The sequence below is a fragment of the Flavobacterium hydrophilum genome (assembly GCF_003202405.1).
Classification (GTDB): Bacteria; Bacteroidota; Bacteroidia; order Flavobacteriales; family Flavobacteriaceae; genus Flavobacterium; species Flavobacterium hydrophilum.
Window position 1 is genome coordinate 1 of the sequence record NZ_QJHL01000009.1, and the last position, 22,743, is coordinate 22,743.

General features: G+C 34.6%; 19 protein-coding genes. 12 read left to right on the forward strand and 7 right to left on the reverse strand.

Features of this window, described 5'->3' with window-relative positions; genetic code table 11:
• The first annotated feature begins 156 nt into the window (after window positions 1-156).
• Complete coding sequence (locus tag DMB68_RS22400) at window positions 157-531, forward strand: DUF1508 domain-containing protein (RefSeq protein ID WP_110348861.1); 375 nt, start codon at window positions 157-159, stop codon at window positions 529-531.
• Window positions 532-653: 122 nt separating this feature from the next.
• Here the strand turns inward: DMB68_RS22400 and DMB68_RS22405 are convergent, their stop codons facing one another.
• Together DMB68_RS22405 and DMB68_RS22410 are read right to left on the reverse strand one after the other, a co-directional pair.
• Window positions 654-878 (reverse strand): PG1828 family lipoprotein, encoded by a 225-nt coding sequence (locus tag DMB68_RS22405; RefSeq protein ID WP_110348862.1) that lies wholly within the window; start codon window positions 876-878, stop codon window positions 654-656.
• Window positions 879-1,220: 342 nt separating this feature from the next.
• Window positions 1,221-2,450 (reverse strand): 3-deoxy-D-manno-octulosonic acid transferase, encoded by a 1,230-nt coding sequence (locus DMB68_RS22410; protein ID WP_110348863.1) that lies wholly within the window; start codon window positions 2,448-2,450, stop codon window positions 1,221-1,223.
• Between the two features lie 135 nt (window positions 2,451-2,585).
• On the opposite strand from DMB68_RS22410, the gene DMB68_RS22415 reads away from it, so the two are divergent.
• On the forward strand, window positions 2,586-3,719 hold the full coding sequence (locus tag DMB68_RS22415; protein WP_110348864.1) for a DegT/DnrJ/EryC1/StrS family aminotransferase: 1,134 nt from the start codon (window positions 2,586-2,588) through the stop codon (window positions 3,717-3,719).
• A gap of 59 nt (window positions 3,720-3,778) precedes the next feature.
• On the opposite strand, the gene DMB68_RS22420 is transcribed toward DMB68_RS22415, so the two are convergent.
• Window positions 3,779-4,567 carry an META domain-containing protein gene (locus tag DMB68_RS22420; RefSeq protein WP_110348865.1) on the reverse strand — a complete coding sequence of 263 codons (789 nt, stop codon included), beginning with the start codon at window positions 4,565-4,567 and terminating at the stop codon, window positions 3,779-3,781.
• A 261-nt stretch (window positions 4,568-4,828) separates the two neighbouring features.
• Here DMB68_RS22420 and nirB point away from each other — a divergent pair, with 261 nt between their 5' ends.
• The 9 genes from nirB to DMB68_RS22475 all read left to right on the forward strand — a co-directional run bounded on the left by nirB (window position 4,829) and on the right by DMB68_RS22475 (window position 15,021).
• A complete protein-coding gene (gene nirB / locus DMB68_RS22430) occupies window positions 4,829-7,339 on the forward strand; it encodes a nitrite reductase large subunit NirB (protein ID WP_110348867.1) in 2,511 nt (836 codons plus the stop codon).
• Between the two features lie 253 nt (window positions 7,340-7,592).
• Window positions 7,593-7,973, forward strand: coding sequence for a nitrite reductase small subunit NirD (gene nirD / locus DMB68_RS22435; RefSeq protein WP_110348868.1), 381 nt, complete (start codon window positions 7,593-7,595; stop codon window positions 7,971-7,973).
• Window positions 7,974-8,007: 34 nt separating this feature from the next.
• Window positions 8,008-8,592 (forward strand): DUF4202 domain-containing protein, encoded by a 585-nt coding sequence (locus tag DMB68_RS22440; RefSeq protein ID WP_110348869.1) that lies wholly within the window; start codon window positions 8,008-8,010, stop codon window positions 8,590-8,592.
• A gap of 66 nt (window positions 8,593-8,658) precedes the next feature.
• On the forward strand, window positions 8,659-10,479 hold the full coding sequence (locus DMB68_RS22445) for a PAS domain-containing sensor histidine kinase (protein WP_110348870.1): 1,821 nt from the start codon (window positions 8,659-8,661) through the stop codon (window positions 10,477-10,479).
• Between the two features lie 725 nt (window positions 10,480-11,204).
• Entirely contained in the window at window positions 11,205-12,365 is a 1,161-nt protein-coding gene (purT, locus tag DMB68_RS22455) for a formate-dependent phosphoribosylglycinamide formyltransferase (RefSeq protein WP_110348872.1), read from the forward strand.
• Window positions 12,366-12,368: 3 nt separating this feature from the next.
• The gene (locus DMB68_RS22460; RefSeq protein ID WP_110348873.1) at window positions 12,369-12,689 is read left to right on the forward strand and encodes a DUF6370 family protein; all 321 of its coding nucleotides are present in this window, start codon (window positions 12,369-12,371) and stop codon (window positions 12,687-12,689) included.
• A 1-nt stretch (window position 12,690) separates the two neighbouring features.
• Window positions 12,691-13,266, forward strand: coding sequence for a Crp/Fnr family transcriptional regulator (locus DMB68_RS22465; RefSeq protein WP_110348874.1), 576 nt, complete (start codon window positions 12,691-12,693; stop codon window positions 13,264-13,266).
• Between the two features lie 256 nt (window positions 13,267-13,522).
• Window positions 13,523-14,239 (forward strand): pirin family protein, encoded by a 717-nt coding sequence (locus DMB68_RS22470; protein ID WP_110348875.1) that lies wholly within the window; start codon window positions 13,523-13,525, stop codon window positions 14,237-14,239.
• Window positions 14,240-14,487: 248 nt separating this feature from the next.
• Entirely contained in the window at window positions 14,488-15,021 is a 534-nt protein-coding gene (locus tag DMB68_RS22475; RefSeq protein WP_110348876.1) for a YceI family protein, read from the forward strand.
• 99 nt (window positions 15,022-15,120) lie between these two features.
• Here the strand turns inward: DMB68_RS22475 and fabD are convergent, their stop codons facing one another.
• Together fabD and DMB68_RS22485 are read right to left on the reverse strand one after the other, a co-directional pair.
• Window positions 15,121-15,996, reverse strand: coding sequence for an ACP S-malonyltransferase (gene fabD / locus DMB68_RS22480; protein ID WP_110348877.1), 876 nt, complete (start codon window positions 15,994-15,996; stop codon window positions 15,121-15,123).
• 73 nt (window positions 15,997-16,069) lie between these two features.
• Entirely contained in the window at window positions 16,070-16,432 is a 363-nt protein-coding gene (locus DMB68_RS22485; protein WP_110348878.1) for a DUF983 domain-containing protein, read from the reverse strand.
• A 96-nt stretch (window positions 16,433-16,528) separates the two neighbouring features.
• On the opposite strand from DMB68_RS22485, the gene DMB68_RS22490 reads away from it, so the two are divergent.
• Entirely contained in the window at window positions 16,529-17,392 is an 864-nt protein-coding gene (locus DMB68_RS22490; RefSeq protein WP_110348879.1) for an AraC family transcriptional regulator, read from the forward strand.
• A gap of 248 nt (window positions 17,393-17,640) precedes the next feature.
• Here the strand turns inward: DMB68_RS22490 and DMB68_RS22495 are convergent, their stop codons facing one another.
• Both DMB68_RS22495 and DMB68_RS22500 read right to left on the reverse strand, forming a co-directional pair.
• Window positions 17,641-19,074: a rubredoxin gene (locus tag DMB68_RS22495; protein ID WP_110348880.1), complete on the reverse strand. Its 1,434-nt coding sequence runs from the start codon at window positions 19,072-19,074 to the stop codon at window positions 17,641-17,643.
• A 74-nt stretch (window positions 19,075-19,148) separates the two neighbouring features.
• A complete protein-coding gene (locus tag DMB68_RS22500) occupies window positions 19,149-22,667 on the reverse strand; it encodes a nitrate reductase (protein ID WP_110348881.1) in 3,519 nt (1,172 codons plus the stop codon).
• Between the last annotated feature and the right edge of the window lie 76 nt (window positions 22,668-22,743).

Genomic DNA, 22,743 nt, shown 5'->3' on the forward strand with positions numbered 1-22,743 from the left:
CTAAGAATCTAAGAATCTAAGAATCTAAGAATCTAAGAATCTAAGAATCTAAGAATCTAAGAATCTAAGAATCTAAGAATCTAAGAATCTAAGAATCTAAGAATCTAAGAATCTAAGAATCTAAGAAGTCTAAAATCAACAATCTAAAATTTATAAATGGGGGCTTTTGTAATTAGCAGGCGATTTAACGATGAGTATAAATTTGTGTTTACTTCCAGGAAAGGAAAAGTGATATTTACAAGTTTGAGTTATGAGTTGAAGTTTGAATGTGAAGAGGATATTGAGAAGTTTAAAGTAAATATTGATCAGGCTAAATTTTTGAAATTTAAAGGTTCCGGAGGAAAATATTTCTTTAAGTTAATGTTGGGTGAGATTCATTTTGCAACAAGCCGTAAATATACTACGGAATTGCTTTTGCAGAAAGGAATAAAAGAAATTGTTTTGTATGCTTCAAGAGCTGAGATTTTGGATTTTTCTTCCAGTGAATCGATTTTTGAAGATGAAGCGGTGGAGGAGGAGATTGAAGAATAAAAAAAAAGCGTTTTGTGAATTTCAAAACGCTTTTTTTGTTGTAAATGATAAAACGAGATTTTATCGCATAAAAAAAAACCATCTCTAGGATGGTTTTAAAAATTTTAGAACTTAGGTTCTAATTATTTTTTTACTTCTTTAGCAGCTTCTTCTACTTTTGCAGCAGCAGAATCAACAGTTGTAGCAGCAGAATCAACTACAGCAGCAGCAGAATCAACTACAGCAGCAGCAGAATCAACAGTAACTGCAGTAGAATCTACAGTTTCAGTAGCTGCAGCGTCAGCTTTTTTACAAGATACAACAGTTAAAACAGCAACAACAGCTAAACTTAAAAATACTTTTTTCATCTTACTTTATTATAAAAGGTTAATTATTAATTCGAGGCAAAGATATAAATTTTTTAATATGTAAAATATTTTTTTATTTTTTTTTTAAAATATTTTCCTTCGTCACTCGATGTTGTTACTTATCAATTAATATGCCAAAACTGACAAAACTCGCGATATTGTTATTTTTTTTGTAAATTTTATTTTTTATTGAATATTCAAAAAACATTTGGCTATTTTGGATTGTTCGTTTGGGGTTTGTATTGCTTTTGGTTGATTATTCTGTATTAGCAAAAAAAATATAAGGGTTTGTTTTAGGTGTTTTTACGAACACCAAATGTTTAAAAACCTAAAATTGTCAATTTATGAAATAACTTTTAGAATGGTATTTGTTGCTCCTTTATTGTTTTGAATGTATGATTGGCAAATTTTTCCTTTTTCTTCAGTAAAATCAATGTCCGTAAGTAGTCTGTCAAAGATTTGTTTTAGCTCTTCATTATTTGAAATAACCATACAGCCTCCAAGATTTACTAATTCAATAGCTTCGGCAAATTTCGAATAATTGGGGCCTATAACAATTGGGATACCAAAGGTTGCCGGTTCTAAGATATTATGAATCCCGGGATTACCAAAGCCGCCGCCAACATAAGCGATAGTTCCGTAGCTGTAAATTTTAGTTAATAAACCAACTGTGTCTATTATGAAAACATTATAATCAGCTAAAATTTTGTTTTCTTTTTTAGAAAATAGAACAGTCTTTTTTGTAATGGCATTTTTTAGATTTTCAATTTGCTCTGCCTTAATATTATGCGGGGCAATAATAAATTTTACGGTTGTAGGCGCCTGATTGATGTATTCAATTAATAAAGTTTCGTCTTTTGGCCAGGAACTTCCAATTACAATCAGCGGTTGGTTGTTTTTGAAAGTTTCAATAAATTCCAGCGAATTATCCCGGTCTAAAATAGTATTTACACGATCAAAACGAGTATCGCCGGAAACAATTACGTTGTGAAATCCTATCGATTCAATTTTTATTTTGGAATCTTCATTCTGAACAAAAAAGTAAGTAAAAGTTTTTAATGCCTTTCTGTAAAATCCGCCATACCATTTAAAGAACATCTGGCTGTCTCTAAAAATACCGGAAATTAAATAAACAGGTGTTCTTTGTTTTTTCAATTCTTCCAGATAATTAAGCCAAAATTCATATTTGATAAAAAATACCAGGTCTGGATGAACTAATTTTAAAAATTGTTTTGCATTGCTTTTAGTGTCTAAAGGAAGGTAAATAGTTACATCCGCAATAGTATTGTTTTTTCGGACTTCATAACCTGAAGGAGAAAAAAAAGTAATAATGATTTTATGTGAAGGGTATTTTTCTTTGATTTTTTCAATTACCGGAAGACCTTGTTCGTACTCACCCAATGAAGCTGAGTGAAACCAGATTGTTTTGTCATCATGTTTGATTTTTTCTTCTAAAATGGAAAAAACATTTCTTCGGCCATCAACAAAAAGTTTAATTTTTGGGCTAAAAAGCGCTACTATTTTAAGGAATAAACCGGTAAGTAAAACGACTAAATTGTATAGAAAAAGCATCTGTTTAATTTTGGTGCTAAATTACGTTTCTTTCGATTATTTTCATTGTTTGAAGGTATTAAATAACTATTTTTGCTTTTCGTTTTAGAGATTTTGATGTAAATCCGAATCTTCAGATTTAAATAAGAAAGATAAATGAAAAAAATTCAAATGGTTGACTTAAAGAGTCAATACGAAAAGATAAAAGCTACTGTTGATGCTTCTATTCAGGAAGTTTTAGATACAAATACTTATATAAACGGACCTTTGGTTCATCAGTTCCAGAAAAATCTTGAAGATTATTTAGGAGCAAAACACGTTATTCCTTGTGCAAATGGAACTGATGCTTTGCAAATTGCTATGATGGGATTGGATTTAAAACCAGGCGATGAGGTTATTACGGCAGATTTTACTTTTGCGGCTACTGTTGAGGTTATTGCTTTATTGCAGTTGACGCCTGTTTTGGTGGATGTGGATTTACATAATATGAACATCGATATTGATGCTATTAAAAGCGCCATTACGCCAAAAACAAAAGCGATTGTTCCGGTACATTTATTTGGACGTGCTGCGAATATGGATGCGATTATGGAAATTGCTGCAGAACATAATTTACATGTAATCGAAGATAATGCACAAGCAATTGGTGCTGATTATATTTCTAAGTCAGGAACAAAAAGTAAAGTAGGTGTTATTGGACATGTTGCGGCGACTTCATTTTTCCCGTCTAAAAATTTAGGCTGTTACGGAGACGGCGGAGCAATTTTTACTAATGATGATAATTTGGCGCATATTATCCGCGGAATCGTAAATCACGGAATGTATGAGCGTTATCATCATGATGTTGTTGGGGTTAATTCACGTTTAGATAGTATTCAGGCTGGAGTTTTGAATGCAAAATTGCCTCTTTTAGATGAGTACAATGCAGCAAGACGTTTGGCTGCTTCTAAATATAATGCTGCTTTTGAAGGAAATAAAAGTATTATTACGCCAGAATTTGATTCAAATGAAAATGATCACGTATTTCATCAATATGTTTTAAGGATTATTGGTGCAGATAGAAATACATTGATGCAGCATTTACTGGATAAAGGAATTCCATGTGCGATTTATTATCCAATTCCGTTGCACTCTCAAAAAGCTTATGTAGATTCAAGATATAAAGAAGAGCAGTTTCCTGTAACGAACCAATTGGTAAAAGAAGTAATTGCGTTGCCAATGCATACCGAACTTGATGATGAGCAAATTAAATTTATAACAGATTCTGTTTTAGAATTTTTGAATAAATAATTGAGTTTAAAAATATATTGAAACCCAAATTATCAGTTTGATGATTTGGGTTTTTGTTTTTAATCTACTTTCTTGAAAATCAAAAGTTTTCCTGATGGATTAGAAAGAGTTAATCGGTTATCTTTAATGGAATAAGTGGTGGTGCTTTGAAGTGCTTTTACAAATTGATCTTCTTTATTGTTTTCCGGGCAAGCCATTAAAGTAGAGGTTATATTGTTAAATCTCAGCAGGTCTTTTTCGAAAAATAAACTTCCGTTAATTGAGTTACAGCCGCCAAATCCCATAAATCTGTTTTCTTCTGCATGAATCTCGATTCGGGGAAGTTCTTTTTGAAAATCGCTGATAAAAACTTTATATCCGTTTAATTCTTCCAAAACCCAGATGTCGTGCAAGCGGTAATCTGTAATGTATTTTCCGCACCCATCTATTTTTTGAGCATTAGAATCTGTATTGTTTTTAATTTCTATTGAAACTTTATAAGGTGAAATTAAACCGGACATCGAATTTTGACATTCAATTTGCTGAATAGAAATTACGGCACTTGACTTTTCGTTTTTTACATTATATGTTTTTAAATTGGCGTCCATCGCTCTGCTTGGTTTCACTGTTGAAAAAACAGTACTTTCATTTCCTTTAATCAAAGACGTAAAAATAATTTGCTCTTTTCCGATTTTCAATTCCCAGAAAGGTTCATTTCCTGTTGCTTTAAAATAAATTGTATTGTCTTCAGATTTGTTCTCTGAGTGGGTATTGCTATTTGTTTCTTTAGCGTTCGAATTTATAGAACTTTTAGATTTGCAGTTACATGCTAAAGAAGCTATAATGAGTAATATTAAGTATTTTTTCATGTCAGATATTTTAGAATTAGAAACGGTTTTCAGGTTCTCTGTTAGGATAATAACGAATATGGCATACTTAAATTTAAGGAAAATAGTACAGATAAAGAAGTTTGTTAACAACGACTTAGCGTTTGAGGTGCTTGTACTTATTAGTATTACGATAAAATACGTATTTAGAAAAATTCTAATTAATAAAAAATTTACGTAAATAAGTATTTTGTGTAAGTATAAATACTTATATTTGCGTAGTAATACTTAATTAAAGAAATCATGATTAAAGTAATAGTAGTTGGAAACGGAATGGTAGGTTATAAATTCTGTGAAAAATTTATAGCAAAATCTGGGCAGGAGAATTATCAGATTACCGTATTTGGAGAAGAGCCGAGACGTGCTTATGATCGTGTTCACTTAAGTGAATACTTTGGAGGGAAAACAGCTGATGATTTATCATTATCAACAACAGAATGGTACTCAGAAAATAATATTACTTTAAATACTTCTGAATTAATTACAGATATTAACAGAGAAGAAAAAACGATTCATACGCATTTAGAAAAAACGCATAAATACGATTATCTAGTACTTGCAACCGGATCGTCAGCTTTTGTTCCTCCAATTGATGGAGTAGAAAAAGAAGGTGTTTTTGTATACCGAACCATTGAGGATTTGGATGCAATTATGGGGTATGCTAAAAAAATAAAACAAAAGGGTTGCAGTGAAGCAGCTGTTTTAGGCGGAGGCTTATTAGGTCTTGAGGCAGCAAAAGCAGTTCGTGACTTAGGATTAAATCCTCATGTAGTAGAGTTTGCTCCGCGTTTGATGCCAAGACAATTGGATAAAGGAGCAAGTGATATGTTGCAGTCTAAAATCGAGGAGCTCAATATTGGGATACATCTTAATAAAGCGACCCAATATATTGATGGAAAAGAATGTATAACGGGAATGATGTTTGCCGATGATGAATTGTTAAAAGTAGACATGTTGGTTATTTCTGCCGGAATTAAACCGCGTGATGAACTGGCTAGAGTTTCGGGACTTGAAGTTGGTTTGCGAGGTGGAGTTGTGGTAAACAATCAAATGCAAACATCAGATCCTTCTATTTTTGCTATCGGTGAGGTGGCTCTTTATAATCAAAATATTTATGGTCTTGTAGCTCCTGGATATGAAATGGCCGATGTTGCTGCAGAGCAAATCTTAAATGGTTCGAAAACCATGAGAGAAACCATCGACATGTCGACACAATTAAAATTAATTGGTGTTGAAGTGGCAAGTTTTGGAGATCCTTTTATCGAAAATGACGAGGTAACCGCTATTATTTATGAAAATAAATTATCCGGAGTTTATAAAAGAATCAATGTAACTAAAGATTCTAAAACATTATTAGGTGGAATTTTAGTGGGTGATTCAAGTGATTATAATTCACTTTTCCAGATTTACAACAATGGAATGGCTTTGCCTAAAAATCCTGAAGATTTGATTTTAGGATCAAGAGACGGTTCTGAAAGCTCAGCTGTGGGAGCAATGGATTTGCCTGATACTGCTGTAATTTGTTCTTGTGAAAATGTGACAAAAGGTGCCATCTGCTGTTCTATTTTAGATGAAACCTGTTCCAGTTTTTCAGATGTTGTAAAATTGACCAAAGCGACTTCTGGTTGTGGTGGTTGTAAGCCAATGGTTTCTGATTTGGTAAAAGCGGCTCAGAAATCTATGGGTAAAGAAGTGAAAGATGTTGTTTGTGAGCACTTTCAACATACACGTCAGGAATTATTTGATTTAGTTAAAATTAATAAATACGAGAATTTTTACGATGTTCTTGATCACCATGGAAAAGGTGATGGATGTGAGGTTTGTAAGCCTGTAATTGCTTCTATTTTCTCCAGTATTTATAATGATACTGCTAATAAACATTTAACAACACAAGATACCAACGATAGATTCCTGGCAAATATTCAACGTAATGGAACTTATTCTGTAGTGCCAAGGGTTGCCGGAGGAGAAATCACAGCTGAGAAATTAATTGTAATTGGAGAAGTAGCCAAACAATTTGATTTGTATACCAAAATTACAGGAGCTCAACGTGTGGATTTATTTGGTGCACATTTGGATGATCTTCCAAAAATATGGAAAGTATTAATTGATAATGGTTTTGAAAGTGGTCACGCTTATGGAAAATCATTAAGAGCTGTAAAAAGCTGTGTTGGAAACGCATGGTGCCGTTACGGAATGGATGACAGTGCCGGTTTTGCCATCGAACTTGAAAACAGATATAAAGGAATTCGTTCTCCGCATAAACTAAAAGGAGGAGTTTCGGCTTGTATTCGCGAATGTGCCGAGGCCCGTGGAAAAGATTTTGGTTTAATTGCTGTTGAAGGCGGCTGGAATCTTTACATTGCCGGAAACGGTGGAGCCAATCCAAAACATGCCGTTTTATTGGCTGAACAAATTGACAAGGAAACTGTTATTAAATATATGGACCGTTTTTTAATGTATTATATCAGAACGGCTGGTCCGCTAATCAGAACATCAACCTGGCTGGAAAAACTTGAAGGCGGCTTAGATTACTTAAAAGAAGTAATTATCGAAGACAGTTTAGGAATTTGCGAAACTTTAGAAGCTGAAATGCAGACTTTGGTTAACACTTTCGAATGTGAGTGGAAACAAGCTCTTGAAAAACCAAGATTATTGAAACGTTTCAGTCACTTTGTAAACTCAGATGAAAAAGATGACAACATTGCTTTTGTTCCGTTAAGAGATCAAAAAATGCCAAAAGCATGGTCATAATTAATATTTAACACATAGAAACATAGATTTTATAAACTCAAAAAGAATTTTATTATACAAATAGCTATGTATCAGAAACCACTTTCTTTTGGAGTTCCTTTTCCAATGATTAAAATCTATGTTTCGATGTGTTTAAAAAAGATTTAAAATATATTAACGTTTGCTGTCCTCTTACCCTCTTTTTTACTGCGCCATCAAACTCTCTTGATTGTAAAGGGAGGGATAAGAACACAGATTTATAAATACAACCAAAATGGAAGAAATTTTAAACCAATACGAAACTGTGCATCCAAGTGATGCCAAAATATGGTTCAAAGCCGGGAATGTGAGTGATTTTCCAACTAACCGTGGTGGTTGCATCAAATACAAAAATAAACAAATCGCTATTTTTAATTTTGCACGCCGAAATGAATGGTATGCTTGTCAAAACGCCTGTCCTCATAAAATGGAAATGGTATTGTCAAGAGGAATGACGGGTTCTGCTGAAGATATTCCTAAAATTGCCTGCCCAATGCACAAAAAAACATTCTCATTAGTGGATGGTTCCAACCTGAATGGTGATGATGATTTGAAAATTGCAACATATCCAATTAAGATTGTTGAAGACGAAGTATTCGTTGGCTTTTTAGATTAATTACGTATATTTGAAAATATATTTTCAACAAATAATGAATACACCTTTTCAGAAAGCAAGTGAGTGGATTGATGCCGAAAACGCTCAGGATCCGAACATAGAAACAGATCAGAATATTGAATATCCAAAAGAGCTTTTATACTCAAACAGGATGTATGAAAAACTGATGCAGTTTTGTCCTGAAGCATCAGAAGAAGTTCAGATTGCTTCAAAAGCACAACATATCTGCAGATGGAAAGTGGCACGCGAATCTTACCCAATGGATCGCGTGGGATATTTAAGATGGCGTGAAGATCTGAAAAAATTTCATGCCAAAACTACTGCTGAAATTCTTGAAAGAGCAGGGTATGAGCAAGCTTTTATTGACCGTGTTTCCTTTTTAATTGAAAAAAAATTACTTAAAAAAGATACTGAAACCCAATTACTGGAAGATGTAATTTGTCTGGTATTTTTGGATTATTACTTAGAGCCTTTTGTTGAAAAGCACGATGATGAAAAACTTAAAAACATCATCAAAAAGACCTGGGATAAAATGTCTGAAAAAGGGCATCAGGAAGCCTTGAAAATCAATTATTCTGAAGAAAACTTAAATTTGATAAAAGCATCTTTGGGATTATAAATGTGATTTTTATGAAATGAGCTAAAAAGCGAATTCTATTTCTGATGTAAAACAAATATTATCCGAATGAAAAAAGGCAGTCAGGAAGTTGCAGAGAAAATTACATTCAAAAATTTACGACGTTTGTATTTTTTTGCACTCTGGACTATCGCCGTAACCATTATTCTGAGTCAGCTTTTAATTCAATACAATTTAAAACAGCAGCTTAGCGATTCTAAAATTATCAATATTTCCGGAAAACAAAGGATGTTGAGTCAAAGGATTACCAAAGAAGTTTTAATTTTAAATTTTGTTTCTGATGCTTCTCCAAAAAAAGAAATTGCTCATGTCCGAAATGTTTTGTCTCTTTGGAAAATCAATCAGGATGCATTAGAAAATGGTAGTGACAGCCTCGCTTTTCCTAAAGAAAAAAGTGAAGCACTGTCTAAATTATATGCAGAAATAAAACCGAGTTTCAATACTATAGTGGAATCGGTAAATCTGTTTCTTTTAAATTTAGAGCAAAAAAACGATGCTTCTGACAATCAAAAGCTAGTACAGAAAATTCTAAAAAACGAAGGAATCTTTCTTTCGAAAATGAATGAAATTGTAACTCAATACGATAAAGAAGCACATGAAAAAGTAACAGAACAGCGCAAAACTGAATACTGGATTTTCGGGTTTACATTGCTGGTCCTGATTCTGGAGTTCTTTTTTATCTTCAAACCTACCAACAAAAAAATTGAAAAACTTATTGCCAGACTTTTATCCTCTCAGAAGAAAGCCTTAAAACTGGCTTATGATACTGAAATAATCAGCGAGATAAAGGAAAACTCTGTAAAAGAGTTGAAATCGCTGAATTATGCGATGGAAAATACCTTGCTTTATTGCCGTATTGCACCTGACGGATCTATCATTCACGTAGGTGAAAAATTCGCAAAACTTTTAAATTATACCAAATTTTCGTCGAATAAAACTTTTTCACAGATCTTAACGATTGATGAAAAGGAACAGCTTAATATAGACCGTATTATTTTTGAGAAGCAGCGAAGTGGCTGGCAGGGTGAGATTAAAATTCATAACAGAGAAGATCAGACCATCTGGCTGGATTTATCAATGGTACCTGTAATGATTAAAAAGGACGAACTGGAACTTTTAATTGTTTGTTTTAATATTACTGAACGTAAAAAAGCACAACGCGAAGTTGAACGTCTGAACATTGAAAACAGTACCGAAAAAATCAATCAGCAAAAGATTATTTCGAGCAAAATTGTCGAAAATCAGGAAAACGAACAAAATCGTATTGCCAAAGAAATTCACGACGGAATTGGGCAAATGCTGACCGGATTAAAATTTAGCCTGGAGAGTATTAATCTTGATGACAAAGAAAAATCGGCACAGAAAATAGAATACCTGAAAAAATTATCACTTGATATTATCAAAGGTGTCCGTACTGCAACTTTTAATTTAATGCCGCCTGAATTAAGCGATCATGGAATAGTTTCTTCAATTGCAAAATTAACTCAGGAACTATCTAAACTTACAGGAAAGGAAATTTTATTTTATAACAAAACCGATTTTGACCAGCGTTTAGACTCTTTGATTGAAATAAATATTTACCGTCTGACTCAGGAAGCAATTAATAATGCGATAAAATATGCAGAATCAACCCATATTATTGTGCAGCTTTCTCATAGTGAAACATTGTTAAGTATCATTGTTGATGACAACGGAAAAGGTTTTGATAAGACCAGTGTAGATAAAAAACGCAACAGTGAATCCGGAATGGGGTTGTTGTTTATGAATGAAAGAATTCAATATATCAACGGTCGTGTATTTATAAATTCTATTTTGGGAGAAGGAACGAGAATTACGTTTAATATTCCGATTTCTAAATTAGAAAATTAGATAATTTGGAAATGTGTCAATTATAAAAGTTAATTATTTTATTTTGGCGTGACCACAAGGGTCGGGCTATCCGCTCCAAGTCCTCGCTCTTCCTTCGTCAGGCTGTGTGATTTCTCCCTTCGGTCGAAATGACAAGCTGTATGGTTTTTTGTTTAAAAATCAAATAAATCCGCCGAATCTATACAATCTTCGTGAGAATAAATCCCATTTTATTTATCTTTACTCTCAAAATAAATTTAAATGGAATCAAAAAACAACATTCAAAAGTATGCAGTCATTGCTGGGATTTTTGTGTGCTCCTTTTTTCCATTTTTAATTTTTTCAGACAGCTATTTTATTTTCCAATGCATTCAAATATGTGATTTCGGTATTTCATGGAATCCAATTTTCTGGGGAATTCTATTTCCATTATTTATAGTTTTTCTATTTTGGAAGACAGCAAAAAAATTAAGCTTTTCATTAAATCAAATAACTTATTTCAAAGCTTGTTCTCAATTTTCTTTTGGAGTGAGTTCAAAAATTACAATAGCTCTTTTTATAATTTATGCAATCGGATTATTCATGAACGGAATATCTGTTATTTTACATTCACAAATTCCTTATCAAATTTTATTTTCAATACAAATGATTTTGTTTTTATCATTTGTATTAATGATTCTAACTTTTATAAGCAGTTTGATAATTATAAAAGCAAGCCAGAATACTCAAACTTTAAATCGAACAAAATGAAGATACTACTCCTCGGTTCAGGTGAATTAGGCAAAGAATTTACCATTGCAGCACAACGAATCGGACAAACCATAATTGCAGTAGACAGTTACGAAAATGCACCGGCGATGCAGGTTGCTCATGGTTTTGAAGTCATCAATATGCTCGACGGCGAAGCCTTGGACCGAATCGTAGCCAAACATAAACCGGATTTTATCGTTCCCGAAATAGAAGCCATTCGCACCGAACGTTTTTACGATTATGAAAAACAAGGTATTACCGTTGTTCCTTCAGCGAAAGCGGCTAACTTTACCATGAACCGTAAAGCCATTCGTGATTTAGCAGCAAAAGAATTAGGTTTGAAAACTGCCAAATATGAGTATGCTACTTCTGCCGAGGAACTTCAAAAAGCAGTTGGAGAAGTGGGAATTCCGTGTGTGGTGAAACCTTTAATGTCTTCGTCAGGAAAAGGGCAATCTACAATAAAAACAGAAGAAGATATTTTAAAAGCCTGGGAATATGCTGTTGCAGGTTCACGTGGAGATGTTATTGAAGTGATTGTTGAGGCATTTGTAGATTTCCATTCGGAGATTACGCTTTTAACGATTCCCCAAAATAATAATCCAACTTTATTTTGTGCGCCAATTGGTCACCGACAGGAAAGAGGCGATTATCAGGAAAGCTGGCAGCCTGCTCTGGTTGCAGAAAAAGATTTGTACGAAGCTCAGGATATGGCAGAAAAAATCACCGAAGCACTTGGCGGTGCCGGGCTTTTTGGTGTTGAATTTTTCCTGACGAACGAAGGTGTTTATTTCTCTGAGCTTTCTCCGCGTCCGCACGATACCGGAATGGTAACGTTGGCAGGAACGCAGAATTTCAACGAATTCGAATTGCATTTAAGAGCCATTTTAAGTCTCCCAATTTTTGAAATTACTTTAGAAAAAGCTGGTGCAAGTGCCGTAATTTTAGCTTCGGAAGATTCTACAAATCCAACATTTACCGGAATCGAAAAAGTAGCAGCTTTACCTAAAACCGATTTTAGAATCTTCGGTAAACCAACTTCAAGACCTTATCGCAGAATGGGTGTTGTTTTGAGTTCTGATACTTTAGCAACTCCAATTGAGGAAGTCGTGGAACGAGCCAAAGCAACTGTAAAATTAGTAACCGTAAATTCTTAAAACATGAAAAATATAGTATTAGCAGCATTCTTAGTTGTTGGACTTGCTGCACAGGCACAAAGTAAAAAAAAGATTGACAAGCCTACAATAGTTGAGGCTTCTTGTGGCGAATGTAAATTTGGTATGAAAGGTACTAGTTGTGATTTGGCTGTTCGTATTGAGGGAAAATCCTATTTCGTTGACGGAACGACTATTCACGATCATGGCGATGCGCATTCAGATCAGGGATTTTGTAATGCAATACGCAAAGCTTCTGTTACGGGAGAAATAAAAGGAAATCGTTTTATAGCAACTTCATTTATATTAATAGACGAAAAGAAATAGTATGGCATTGATTCTCGAAAACATTGCCAAACACGTTTCGTTAACACCGGAAGAACAGGCTCTTTTTTTATCTAAATTAGAAACGCAGACTTATAAAGCTAAAACCATTTTACTGAATGCCGGCGAGATCTGCAAACATTCGTATTTTGTAAATTCTGGCATTTTAAGAAGTTTCAATATCAACGATAATATTGTGGAGCATGTTCTGGCATTTGCCTGCGAAGGCTGGTGGATGAGCGATATGTACAGTTATTTTTCGCAAAAACCCGGACAGCTTTTTATAGAAGTTTTAGAAGAATCCGAAGTCATTTCATTATCCAAAGAAAATCAGGAGCAACTGTTTCTCGAGATTCCAAAATTAGAACGTTTTTTTAGGATTTTAATAGAAAACTCATTGGTAGCGAACCAACAGCGATTAATGGACAATTTGAGTTTACCTGCAGAAGAGCGTTTTGAAAAATTCTGTGCTAAATACGGAACACTCGTTCATAAAGTTCCTCAAAAGCAAATTGCTTCCTTTATTGGTGTAACTCCTGAGTTTTTCAGTAAAATGAAAGCCAGGCTTTTGAAGAAGTAAAAAGCATAGTTTCACTATATGGATCTTCTGAAAACAAAATGTCTAATTCAGCCCTGATAGCAGCGGCATCCTATTGCTGCGGTGTTCGCAGTAATAGATATAGCGGATAGCAGCACTAAAGGTGTTTTGAAAACTAAAATTATTGCTCCTAAAACACCATAATTTAAACCTTAAAACCTTTCTTAATCTACATTAAGTGCTTTTCGTGTATGTTGATGGTATCTTTGTACTATAAAAATAACAAATACACAAAATCATGGAAAATATAGTATTGCACAAAGCAGAAACAAGAGGAAATGCAAATCACGGATGGTTGAACGCTTATCACAGCTTTAGTTTTGCAAGCTGGTACAATCCGGACAGAATTCAGTTTGGAGCTCTTCGTGTTTTGAACGATGACACGATTGCAGGAGGAATGGGATTTGGAACGCATCCACATGATAATATGGAAATTATTACCATTCCGCTTGAAGGAGATTTAGCTCACAAAGACAGTATGGGAAATACTGAAATTATTAAAAATGGCGATGTTCAGGTAATGAGCGCCGGAACCGGAATTCAGCATAGTGAGTTTAACCCGAATGCAGATCAGCAGACTAAATTGTTGCAAATCTGGCTGTTTCCAAACAAAAGGAATGTAGAGCCGCGTTATCAGCAAATTACTTTGAATGTTGCAGACAGACACAATAAATTGTCTCAGATTTTGTCTCCAAATGCAGATGACGAGGGAGTTTGGATTCATCAGGATGCCTGGTTTAACATGGGTAATTTTGACGCTGGAACTTCAACCGAATATAAAATCAAAAAAGAAGGAAACGGCGTTTATACTTTCATCCTAAAAGGAAACGTAACCATCAACGGTCAGGAATTAAATACCCGTGATGCTGTTGGGATTTCAGGAACTGACACTTTAAACATAATAGCAAATACAGATGCTGAATTTTTATTGATGGACATTCCGATGAATTATTAATTCAGTAAGAAAAAAATAATACCTGTACCGTGAAACGATAATGAATCTGTTAATCAGATTGTTATCGTTTCTTTTTTTACTTTCTTGAAAAACTAAAAAAGAAAGGTTAACTTTATAAATAGGCTTAGTTCTGGTCTGTACAGCCTAAAAATCAGATTTTATTTCTTAATCTAGGTTAAGTGCTTTAGGGCTACTGTCACCGTAACTTTGTCTTATCAAAATGAAATTAATATTTAAAAAATAAAATTATGGCAACTACAAAATGGTCAATTGACCCAACTCACTCAGAAATTGGTTTTAAAGTAAAACACATGATGTTTACAAATGTTTCAGGAAAATTTGGAACTTACGATGCAACAATCACTACAGAAGGGGATGATTTCGAAAATGCAGCAATTGAATTTTCAGGAGATATCGCTTCTATCGATACTGCCAATGCTGACAGGGATAATCACTTAAAAAGCGGTGATTTTTTTGATGCTGAAAATCATCCAAAATTAACTTTCAAAGCTTCTTCATTCAAAAAAATCAATGATGAAAAGTATGAAATCACTGGAGATTTAAACATCAGAGGTGTAGCAAAAACAGTAACTTTTCCAGTAGAATTCAGCGGAATCCTGACTGATCCATGGGGAAATACTAAAGTTGGTTTGAGTATTGAAGGAAAAATCAACCGTAAAGACTGGGGCCTAAACTGGAACTCTGCTCTTGAAACCGGTGGCGTTTTGGTTGGCGAAGAAGTGAAACTAAACATTGAATTGCAATTTGCTAAACAGGCTTAATTATTATTTATTCTTTTTCATAATCAAAAGAATTTAAATAAGAAACCCTTCCTGAACTTTTGTTTAAGAAGGGTTTCTTTTATTATTTAAAACTAAATTTTAAGCATTCGCCGTAGCAGCTTCTTTATCAATTTTGTTGATTAAACCGGCTAATACTTTTCCAGGCCCAACTTCTGTGAACAAAGTAGCACCGTCAGCAATCATTTGCTGTACAGACTGTGTCCATTTTACAGCAGCAGTTAACTGAATAATTAAGTTCTTTTTGATTTCGTCAGCATCAGAAACAGCATTTGCCGTTACGTTTTGGTACACCGGACAAATTGGAGCTGAAAAAGTAGTCGCTTCAATAGCTGCTGCCAGTTCTTCTCTTGCAGGTTCCATCATAGGCGAGTGAAAAGCGCCTCCAACAGGTAAAATCAAAGCACGTTTTGCTCCTGCAGCTTTCATCGCTTCGCATGCTTTTTCAACCGCTGAAGTTTCTCCAGAAATTACCAATTGTCCTGGACAGTTGTAATTTGCAGCAACCACAACTCCTTCGATAGAAGCACAAACTTCTTCTACAATATTATCCGCAAGTCCTAAAACTGCTGCCATTGTTGAAGGTGTGATTTCGCAGGCTTTTTGCATCGCCAAAGCACGCTGTGAAACTAATTTTAAACCATCTTCAAAAGATAAAGCTCCGTTGGCAACCAATGCTGAAAATTCTCCTAAAGAGTGTCCGGCTACCATTTCAGGTTTGAAATCATCACCTAAAGTTTTTGCCAGAATAACCGAGTGTAAAAAAACAGCCGGCTGTGTTACTTTTGTTTCTTTTAGTTCTTCGGCAGTGCCTTCGAACATGATATCTGTAATTCTGAAACCTAAAATCTCATTCGCTTTTTCGAATAATTCTTTTGCTAATGGCGAATTTTCATATAAGTCTTTGCCCATTCCTGTAAATTGTGCGCCCTGACCCGGAAATACGTATGCTTTCATTTGTCTAATTTATTTTTTTGTTTTTTTTGAAATTGAAAATTAGTTTCAATTGAAAGGCAAAAATAGCAATTTTTTAGCTCGTATAATCCTTAAACATGTAAATCCATGCTAATCTTGAGAATCGGAGATTAAAAGAAGTAAGCAGGATAATGACAACGGCAATAATCGGTATAATTCTTAAATCGAACGTATTTTCAAAGAAAAACTGAGCGATACAATACGTTGCAATTCCCTGAGCTACTGTCAGGCCATAATTTACATACATAGCGCCAAAGAAAAAACCGGGTTCTTTTTGAAATTTATAATGACAATGACTGCAGGTTTCATTCATTTTCGGGAAGCCAAAATTCAGGAAAATATTCTTGTCTTTAAAAACTTTTCCTTTATGACAAACCGGACATTCGTTGCTTAAAATATGAGTTAATGCATTAGACATGATATTGTTGTTTTATATTTATACAAAGGTAAATCAGATTCTTTCAAAACCTTTTTTATATCTTCGCTGATTGTAGCACAATAAAGACATTTTATCATGAAAAAATATCCGGTTTATAGTGTGGAAAATTTTAGCTGTAATGATATTCATCGTGAATTTTATGTGAATACGTTTAAGGAGCATTTAAAAAGTCACAGCTTTGTAGAAGAACCGCACCGCCATGATTCGTATCTGATGGTGTTTTTTACGGATGGCTCAGGAATACATGAAATTGATTTTGACCGTTTTGAAATTAAGAAAGGCAGTTTATTTGTCTTGCAGCCCGGGCAAATGCATCATTGGAGTTTGTCGGATGATATTGAAGGCTTTGTGATTATATTTTCGCAGGAACTTTATAATTTATATTTCGGACAGAAAAACATCAATAATTACAACTTTTATCATTCGATTCACAACCGTCCGGAAATGCTTTTTGAAGACAGTGAAACACCTAAAATTTTGCCTTATTTCAATCTTTTGATTGAAGAAAATAGTCAGCATAATAATTTCCAGCTGGATAAAATGCTGAATTTACTGGATTGCATTCATATTGAAATTTCACGAAAATACAGCGAAACTTATTCACATCAGGCGCATTCGTATAATGTTAAAATAAACGCCTTTGAAAAACTTTTAGAACAGCATTTTAAAAAAGAAAAATTACCTTCTTTTTATGCTGAAAAATTAAATATTACATTGAAGCATCTGAACAGAATCTGTAATGAAATATTGCAAAAAACGGCTACAGAAGTGATTATGGACAGAGTAATTCTTGAAGTCAAACGAATGCTGACAGATAAACAACTGGCTGTAAACGAAGTTGCATCGGCTATTGGCTATGATGATTACTCTTATTTTTCAAGGGTTTTCAAAAAACAAACGGGAGTTTCTCCAACAGCTTTTCGGGAATTAAAAAATTAAACCATATAAGTTATATAAGTTTATTTAAAGTTTGACTTATTCTCTGTTTTCACAAAAGCATTTCGACTTCGCTCAATGTGACAGAGAACTAAAAACATATATTTTGTTATATCACTTATAAATGTCAGGCTGAGCAGAGTCGAAGCCCTCGTTTTCATAAGCCTTCGACTCCGCTCAGGGTGATAATTGTAAAACTAAACCACAAGGTTAAATGAACTTAATATAACTTATATGGTTCAAAAAATATTTTAAGCAGTAACGGTTTCTAAAATTTTAAAGTTGCTTTTTGGTGCTTCGCATAAGGAGCAGCAATAGGTTTCGGCTAAATCAGTGAATAAAATACCTTTTGGAATATTCTGATTTGCATCGCCATATTCAGGATTATAAAGCGAAAGGCATTCCTGACATTGGTAAATATCCAATTGTGGTTTTTCTTTTTTCTGATTTTTTTCGACTGTTTCAGGAATTGAATTTCCTAGTTCTTCAAAATATTTTCGGCTTAATTCAATCAAAATTGTTGGCAGCTCCAGTTTGTCTATATCTTGTGAATGTACAATATATTCTCGTGTATTCGGATCAAAATTCTTCGCATACAACACATTGTAAGTATCACGAATCTTAATCGACTCCAGATCTTTGGGTAAATCATTTTTTTCAACTACAATCGAAGTAAAATAATGTCCGTCACGATTGTATTCAGATATTCCGAAATTTAATCCGTAGGTACTGATATCAAACTGATCGAGCGTACGAACCAAAAATGTTTTCAGGTTCAAGGCCCATTCCATTGCCACTGGTAAATGCCAGTTCAGTTCTAAAAGGGAATGACGCACATTGATTCCTTTTTTTCCTAAAAATTTTTCCCATTCCAGTTTTCGGTCTTTCGGAATCCCTTTTACAATAAATGATTTCCAGGGTGTGATGCATATTTTACCGATTTTACAATCAAAACATAAATCGCACATTTCTTTTAGGAAATCCAAATCGTAAAGATTATTTCTCCAGTACAAGCCAAGCCAATATTGGTCAATGCCCATTCGGTTCATGCCTTCATAATACGGAAAAGGGTAAAACGGAACATTCAGCGGTTTGTCAATTGTTCTGTTATTGGTATCCAAAGCTTCGGTAACCAAGCTAAAAATGATGTCGATTCCGCAGGATTCTTCAGTGGTAACAATGCGCTCAATTTCATAGTAAAATGTTGCAATATCCCAGCTGTAAATCAATACAGGATAGACTTCCATACGTTGCCACTTTGGCAAACGAATATAGAGATACCAGTAATCTTCATGCTCCGAAGCAATGAAATTAAGGTGTCCTGTAAACAACGGAACCAGCTGTTGCTTAGGGTCGTTGATGTTCACTTTAAGCTTAGGCTGATCTTTAAACTGTTCTAAAATATATAAAAACTTATTTCCTGTAAGCCAGTTGGTATTTCTAAAAATATCTGTAGAAACATAAGAGGAAACGATATTGTTACCGCTCTTTTCGTCAGGAAATACAAAATGATGTTTCCCCATTTTTTCTTTATCCAAAGCTTTAAAACCTTTTGGAAAAATAATATCCTGTCTTGAACCAAATGAAATTGAATCCAAACCCTGATCCATTGCCATATTAACAACTTCTCTGAGTTCTCCCGGCGAAATAACGCCTCCCTTTACTATTAATCTCGTTAATTCCATATCTCTTTAGTTTTATTTGTTTCAGGTTTCAGGTTTCAAGTTATGCTCGATGCGGTTAACTTGAAACAAAATTTTTAAACCTTACACTTTGCTAAAATCTCTTTAACTTCTGTTTTACAGCTTCCGCATCCTAATCCGGCTCCTGTATTTTTACATAAATCTGTAAAATTATTTACACCGCTTTTAATGGTTTCTTCAATGTTTCCGGCTCCAACCTGACTGCAGGAACAAACTAGTTTTCCGAGAACAGGTTTGGCGTTCGAACTTCCTCTAAGTAATAAATTTCGTTTCTCAGACAATTCGATTTTGCTTTCAATCATGGTTTTAAACTCGGCAAACTCGTTTTTGTCACCCATTAAAATAGCACCTACCAATAAGTCATTTTTAACGATACATTTTTTATAGTAACGCTGTTTCAAATCAGAAAAAACAATTTCTTCGTACGAATCATCATTTTCCGGAATTTCTACTTCTCCGATACTGCACAAATTAATATCTTCCAGTTTCAGGATGTTCATTAAAACTGAACCTTTGTAGTAACTGCTGATATCTCCCGCTAAAAAGTTAGCCAGAATATCGGCCTGTTCTTCTGCTGCAGATGTGATTCCGAATAGCCTGTTATTAAATTCGGCTATTTCTCCAATGGCATAAATATCCGGATTTGAAGACTGTAAATATTGGTTTACTTTTACCCCTCGGCCACATGCAATCCCGGTTTCTCTCGCAATTTCTATATTCGGAATAGTTCCGATGGTATAAACAATTGCATTTGCGGTTAGGATTCGTCCACTTTTTAAAGCGATTTCAAGTTCGTTTTCGTTATCAGTTTCAAAAACAGTACTTACCTCGTTATCAAAATAAATCTGGATATCACGAAGCTGTACTTCTTCGGCAAGTAATTTGCTTGAAATTCGGTCCAGTTGGCGTTCCATCAATCGGGAAGCCCTCTGTATGATAGTAGTTTTTACTTTTTTATGTTTTAGTGCCGCTGCGAGTTCGAGTCCTAACAAACCTCCACCTACGATTACAACATGCTGTTCTTCAGGAGGTAAATTGGTGTTGTCAAGGTGTGCTTTTAAACGATCGGCATCCTCTTTTCGTCTCACAGTAAAGCGCCCCGGTAAATGTAATTGTGCATTTTCAGGTACAAAAGGGCGGCTTCCTGTAGCTAAAATCAATGAATCGTAAGAATGTCTGTCTCCGTTACTGTCAATAATTGTTTTTTCGGAAGCATTTATTTTACCAACGGCAATACCGGCGTTCATGGTAATTTTCAATTTATTTAATGCTTCTCCGTCCTTAACCTTTAATAATTGCTGCCAGGTAAATTCGCCTGTCATATATTCAGGGAGCAATACACGATTGTAAAACGGATTTATTTCATTTGAAAAAACGATAATTTCATCTGTAGAATTGAATTCACGATAATTTTGAATGAAGCGGAAAGCCGCAGCACCAGCTCCCACAATCGCGATTTTCTTAAAAGGTTTTATGTATTTCGTAATCGAAACCGTAGTGTATTTAAAATCAGGTTCTTTTGAAACGGGGTCAACCAATGTGTTGGTTAAATTATTGGTTCTGTTCAAATCATTTTCAAGTTGTTTTCCCCAATGCATTGGCAGAAAAACCACTTTTTCCCTGATTGAATCGGTAACTTTTGCTTTTACACGAACCTCTCCATTTTTGCTGGTTACAGTAACGATATCACCATCTTTGATATCTGTCTTAAAAGCATCAATTGGATTAATTTCAAGAACAGGACTTGGCGTATGCGTCATTAATCGTGATACTTTTCCGGTTTTTGTCATCGTATGCCATTGATCGCGAACCCTTCCTGTAGTCAAAATAAATGGAAATTGAGGTGTTGGCAGTTCAGACGTATTTTCAATAGAGGTTGGCAGATTAAAAATCGCCTTTTGCGATGGCGTATAGAATTTTTTATCGGTAAAAAGACGCGGTGTTCCGGGATGTCCGTAATCCGGAACCGGCCATTGAAAAGTACCTTCTGTTTTTAACCGGTGATAATTTAAAAATGAAATATCAATATTGGTATTTTTGGTCAGCGCACAATGCTCTTTGTAAACTTCTTCGGCATTATTAAAATTGAAACCATTAAAGTTCATTTTTTTAGCAAAACGAATTAGAATTTCTATATCCGGAAGCGCCTCACCCGGGGCATTTATTCCTTTTGGTAAATATGAAATTCGGCGCTCAGAGTTGGTCATTGTGCCGTCTTTTTCCAGCCAGCCAGCTGCAGGCAATAATAAATCGGCATATTTGGCCGTATCTGCATTATGCGAAATGTCCTGAACCACGACAAATTTGGCATTTTGCAATGCTTTTTCGACACGACGGGAATCAGGTAAACTTACTAACGGATTGGTGCAGATTATCCAAACTGCTTTCATTTTACCTGATTCCAATGCTTCGAACATTTCGGTTGCGGTTAAACCCGGTTTATCTGATATAGAGTCAACGCCCCAAAAATCGGCTACTTCTTTTCTGTGTTCCGGATTTGCAATGTCTTTGTGGGCTGCAAGCAAAGTTGCCATTCCACCCACTTCTCTTCCGCCCATTGCATTAGGCTGTCCTGTCAGCGAAAAAGGGCCTGAACCTGGTTTACCAACCTGACCTGTTAAAAGTGATAAATTCAGTAAAGCGGTATTTTTATCTACCCCAACTGCACTTTGATTTAATCCCATTGCCCATAACGAGATAAAACCTTTTGCTTTTCCGATGGTATCAGCGGCAAGTTTAATGTCGTTTACTGAAATTCCACATAATTTTGAGGCTTTTTCCAGTGAAGTTCCTAAAACTAAATCTTTATATTGTTTAAAATTTTCGGCATGATTTTTTACAAAATCGTGATCTACATATCCTTTTTCGATGATACGTTTTGCCATCGCATGATATAAAATAATATCAGAACCGGGAATAATCTGCAAATGTAAATCGGCAAAAGCAGCTGTATCGGTTCTTCTTGGATCAACTACAATAATTTTTACTTTCGGATTGTTTTCTTTGTGTTTTTCCAGTCTTCTAAATAAAATAGGATGACACCAGGCAGGATTTGCACCTGTAATTAAAAATGTATCAGCCAGTTCAATATCATCGTAAGCAATTGGAACTGAATCTTCACCAAATGTTTTCTTATACCCAACTACGGCAGAACTCATACAAAGTCTGGAATTGGTATCTATATTATTAGTCTTTAAAAAACCTTTTACTAACTTATTTACTAAATAATATTCTTCAGTTAAACACTGGCCTGAAATATAAAAACCAACACTATCCGGACCGTGTTTTTTTATGATAGAAGAAAAAACAGCTGCAGCACGATCAATTGCAGTATCCCAGCTTACACGCTCTAAAGGATACGATTTGCTTCCGCGCATTTGTGGATACAAAATCCTGTCTGAAGTATCATTTACAACATAATGTAAGTTTCTTCCTTTAGAACACAACATTCCTTTATTTACCGGATGATCTTTGTCTCCTTCAACCATTACACCACTTTTCGGATCATTTGTAACGATGATTCCGCAGCCAACGCCACAATAGGAACAGGTAGTTTTGATTTTTGTGTTTTGCATCCTGGTTGTTTTTAAATACTATAATTGTTGTCTTTAATAAGCCTTCAGATAAAGCACTTATGTAAAGCTACACAAA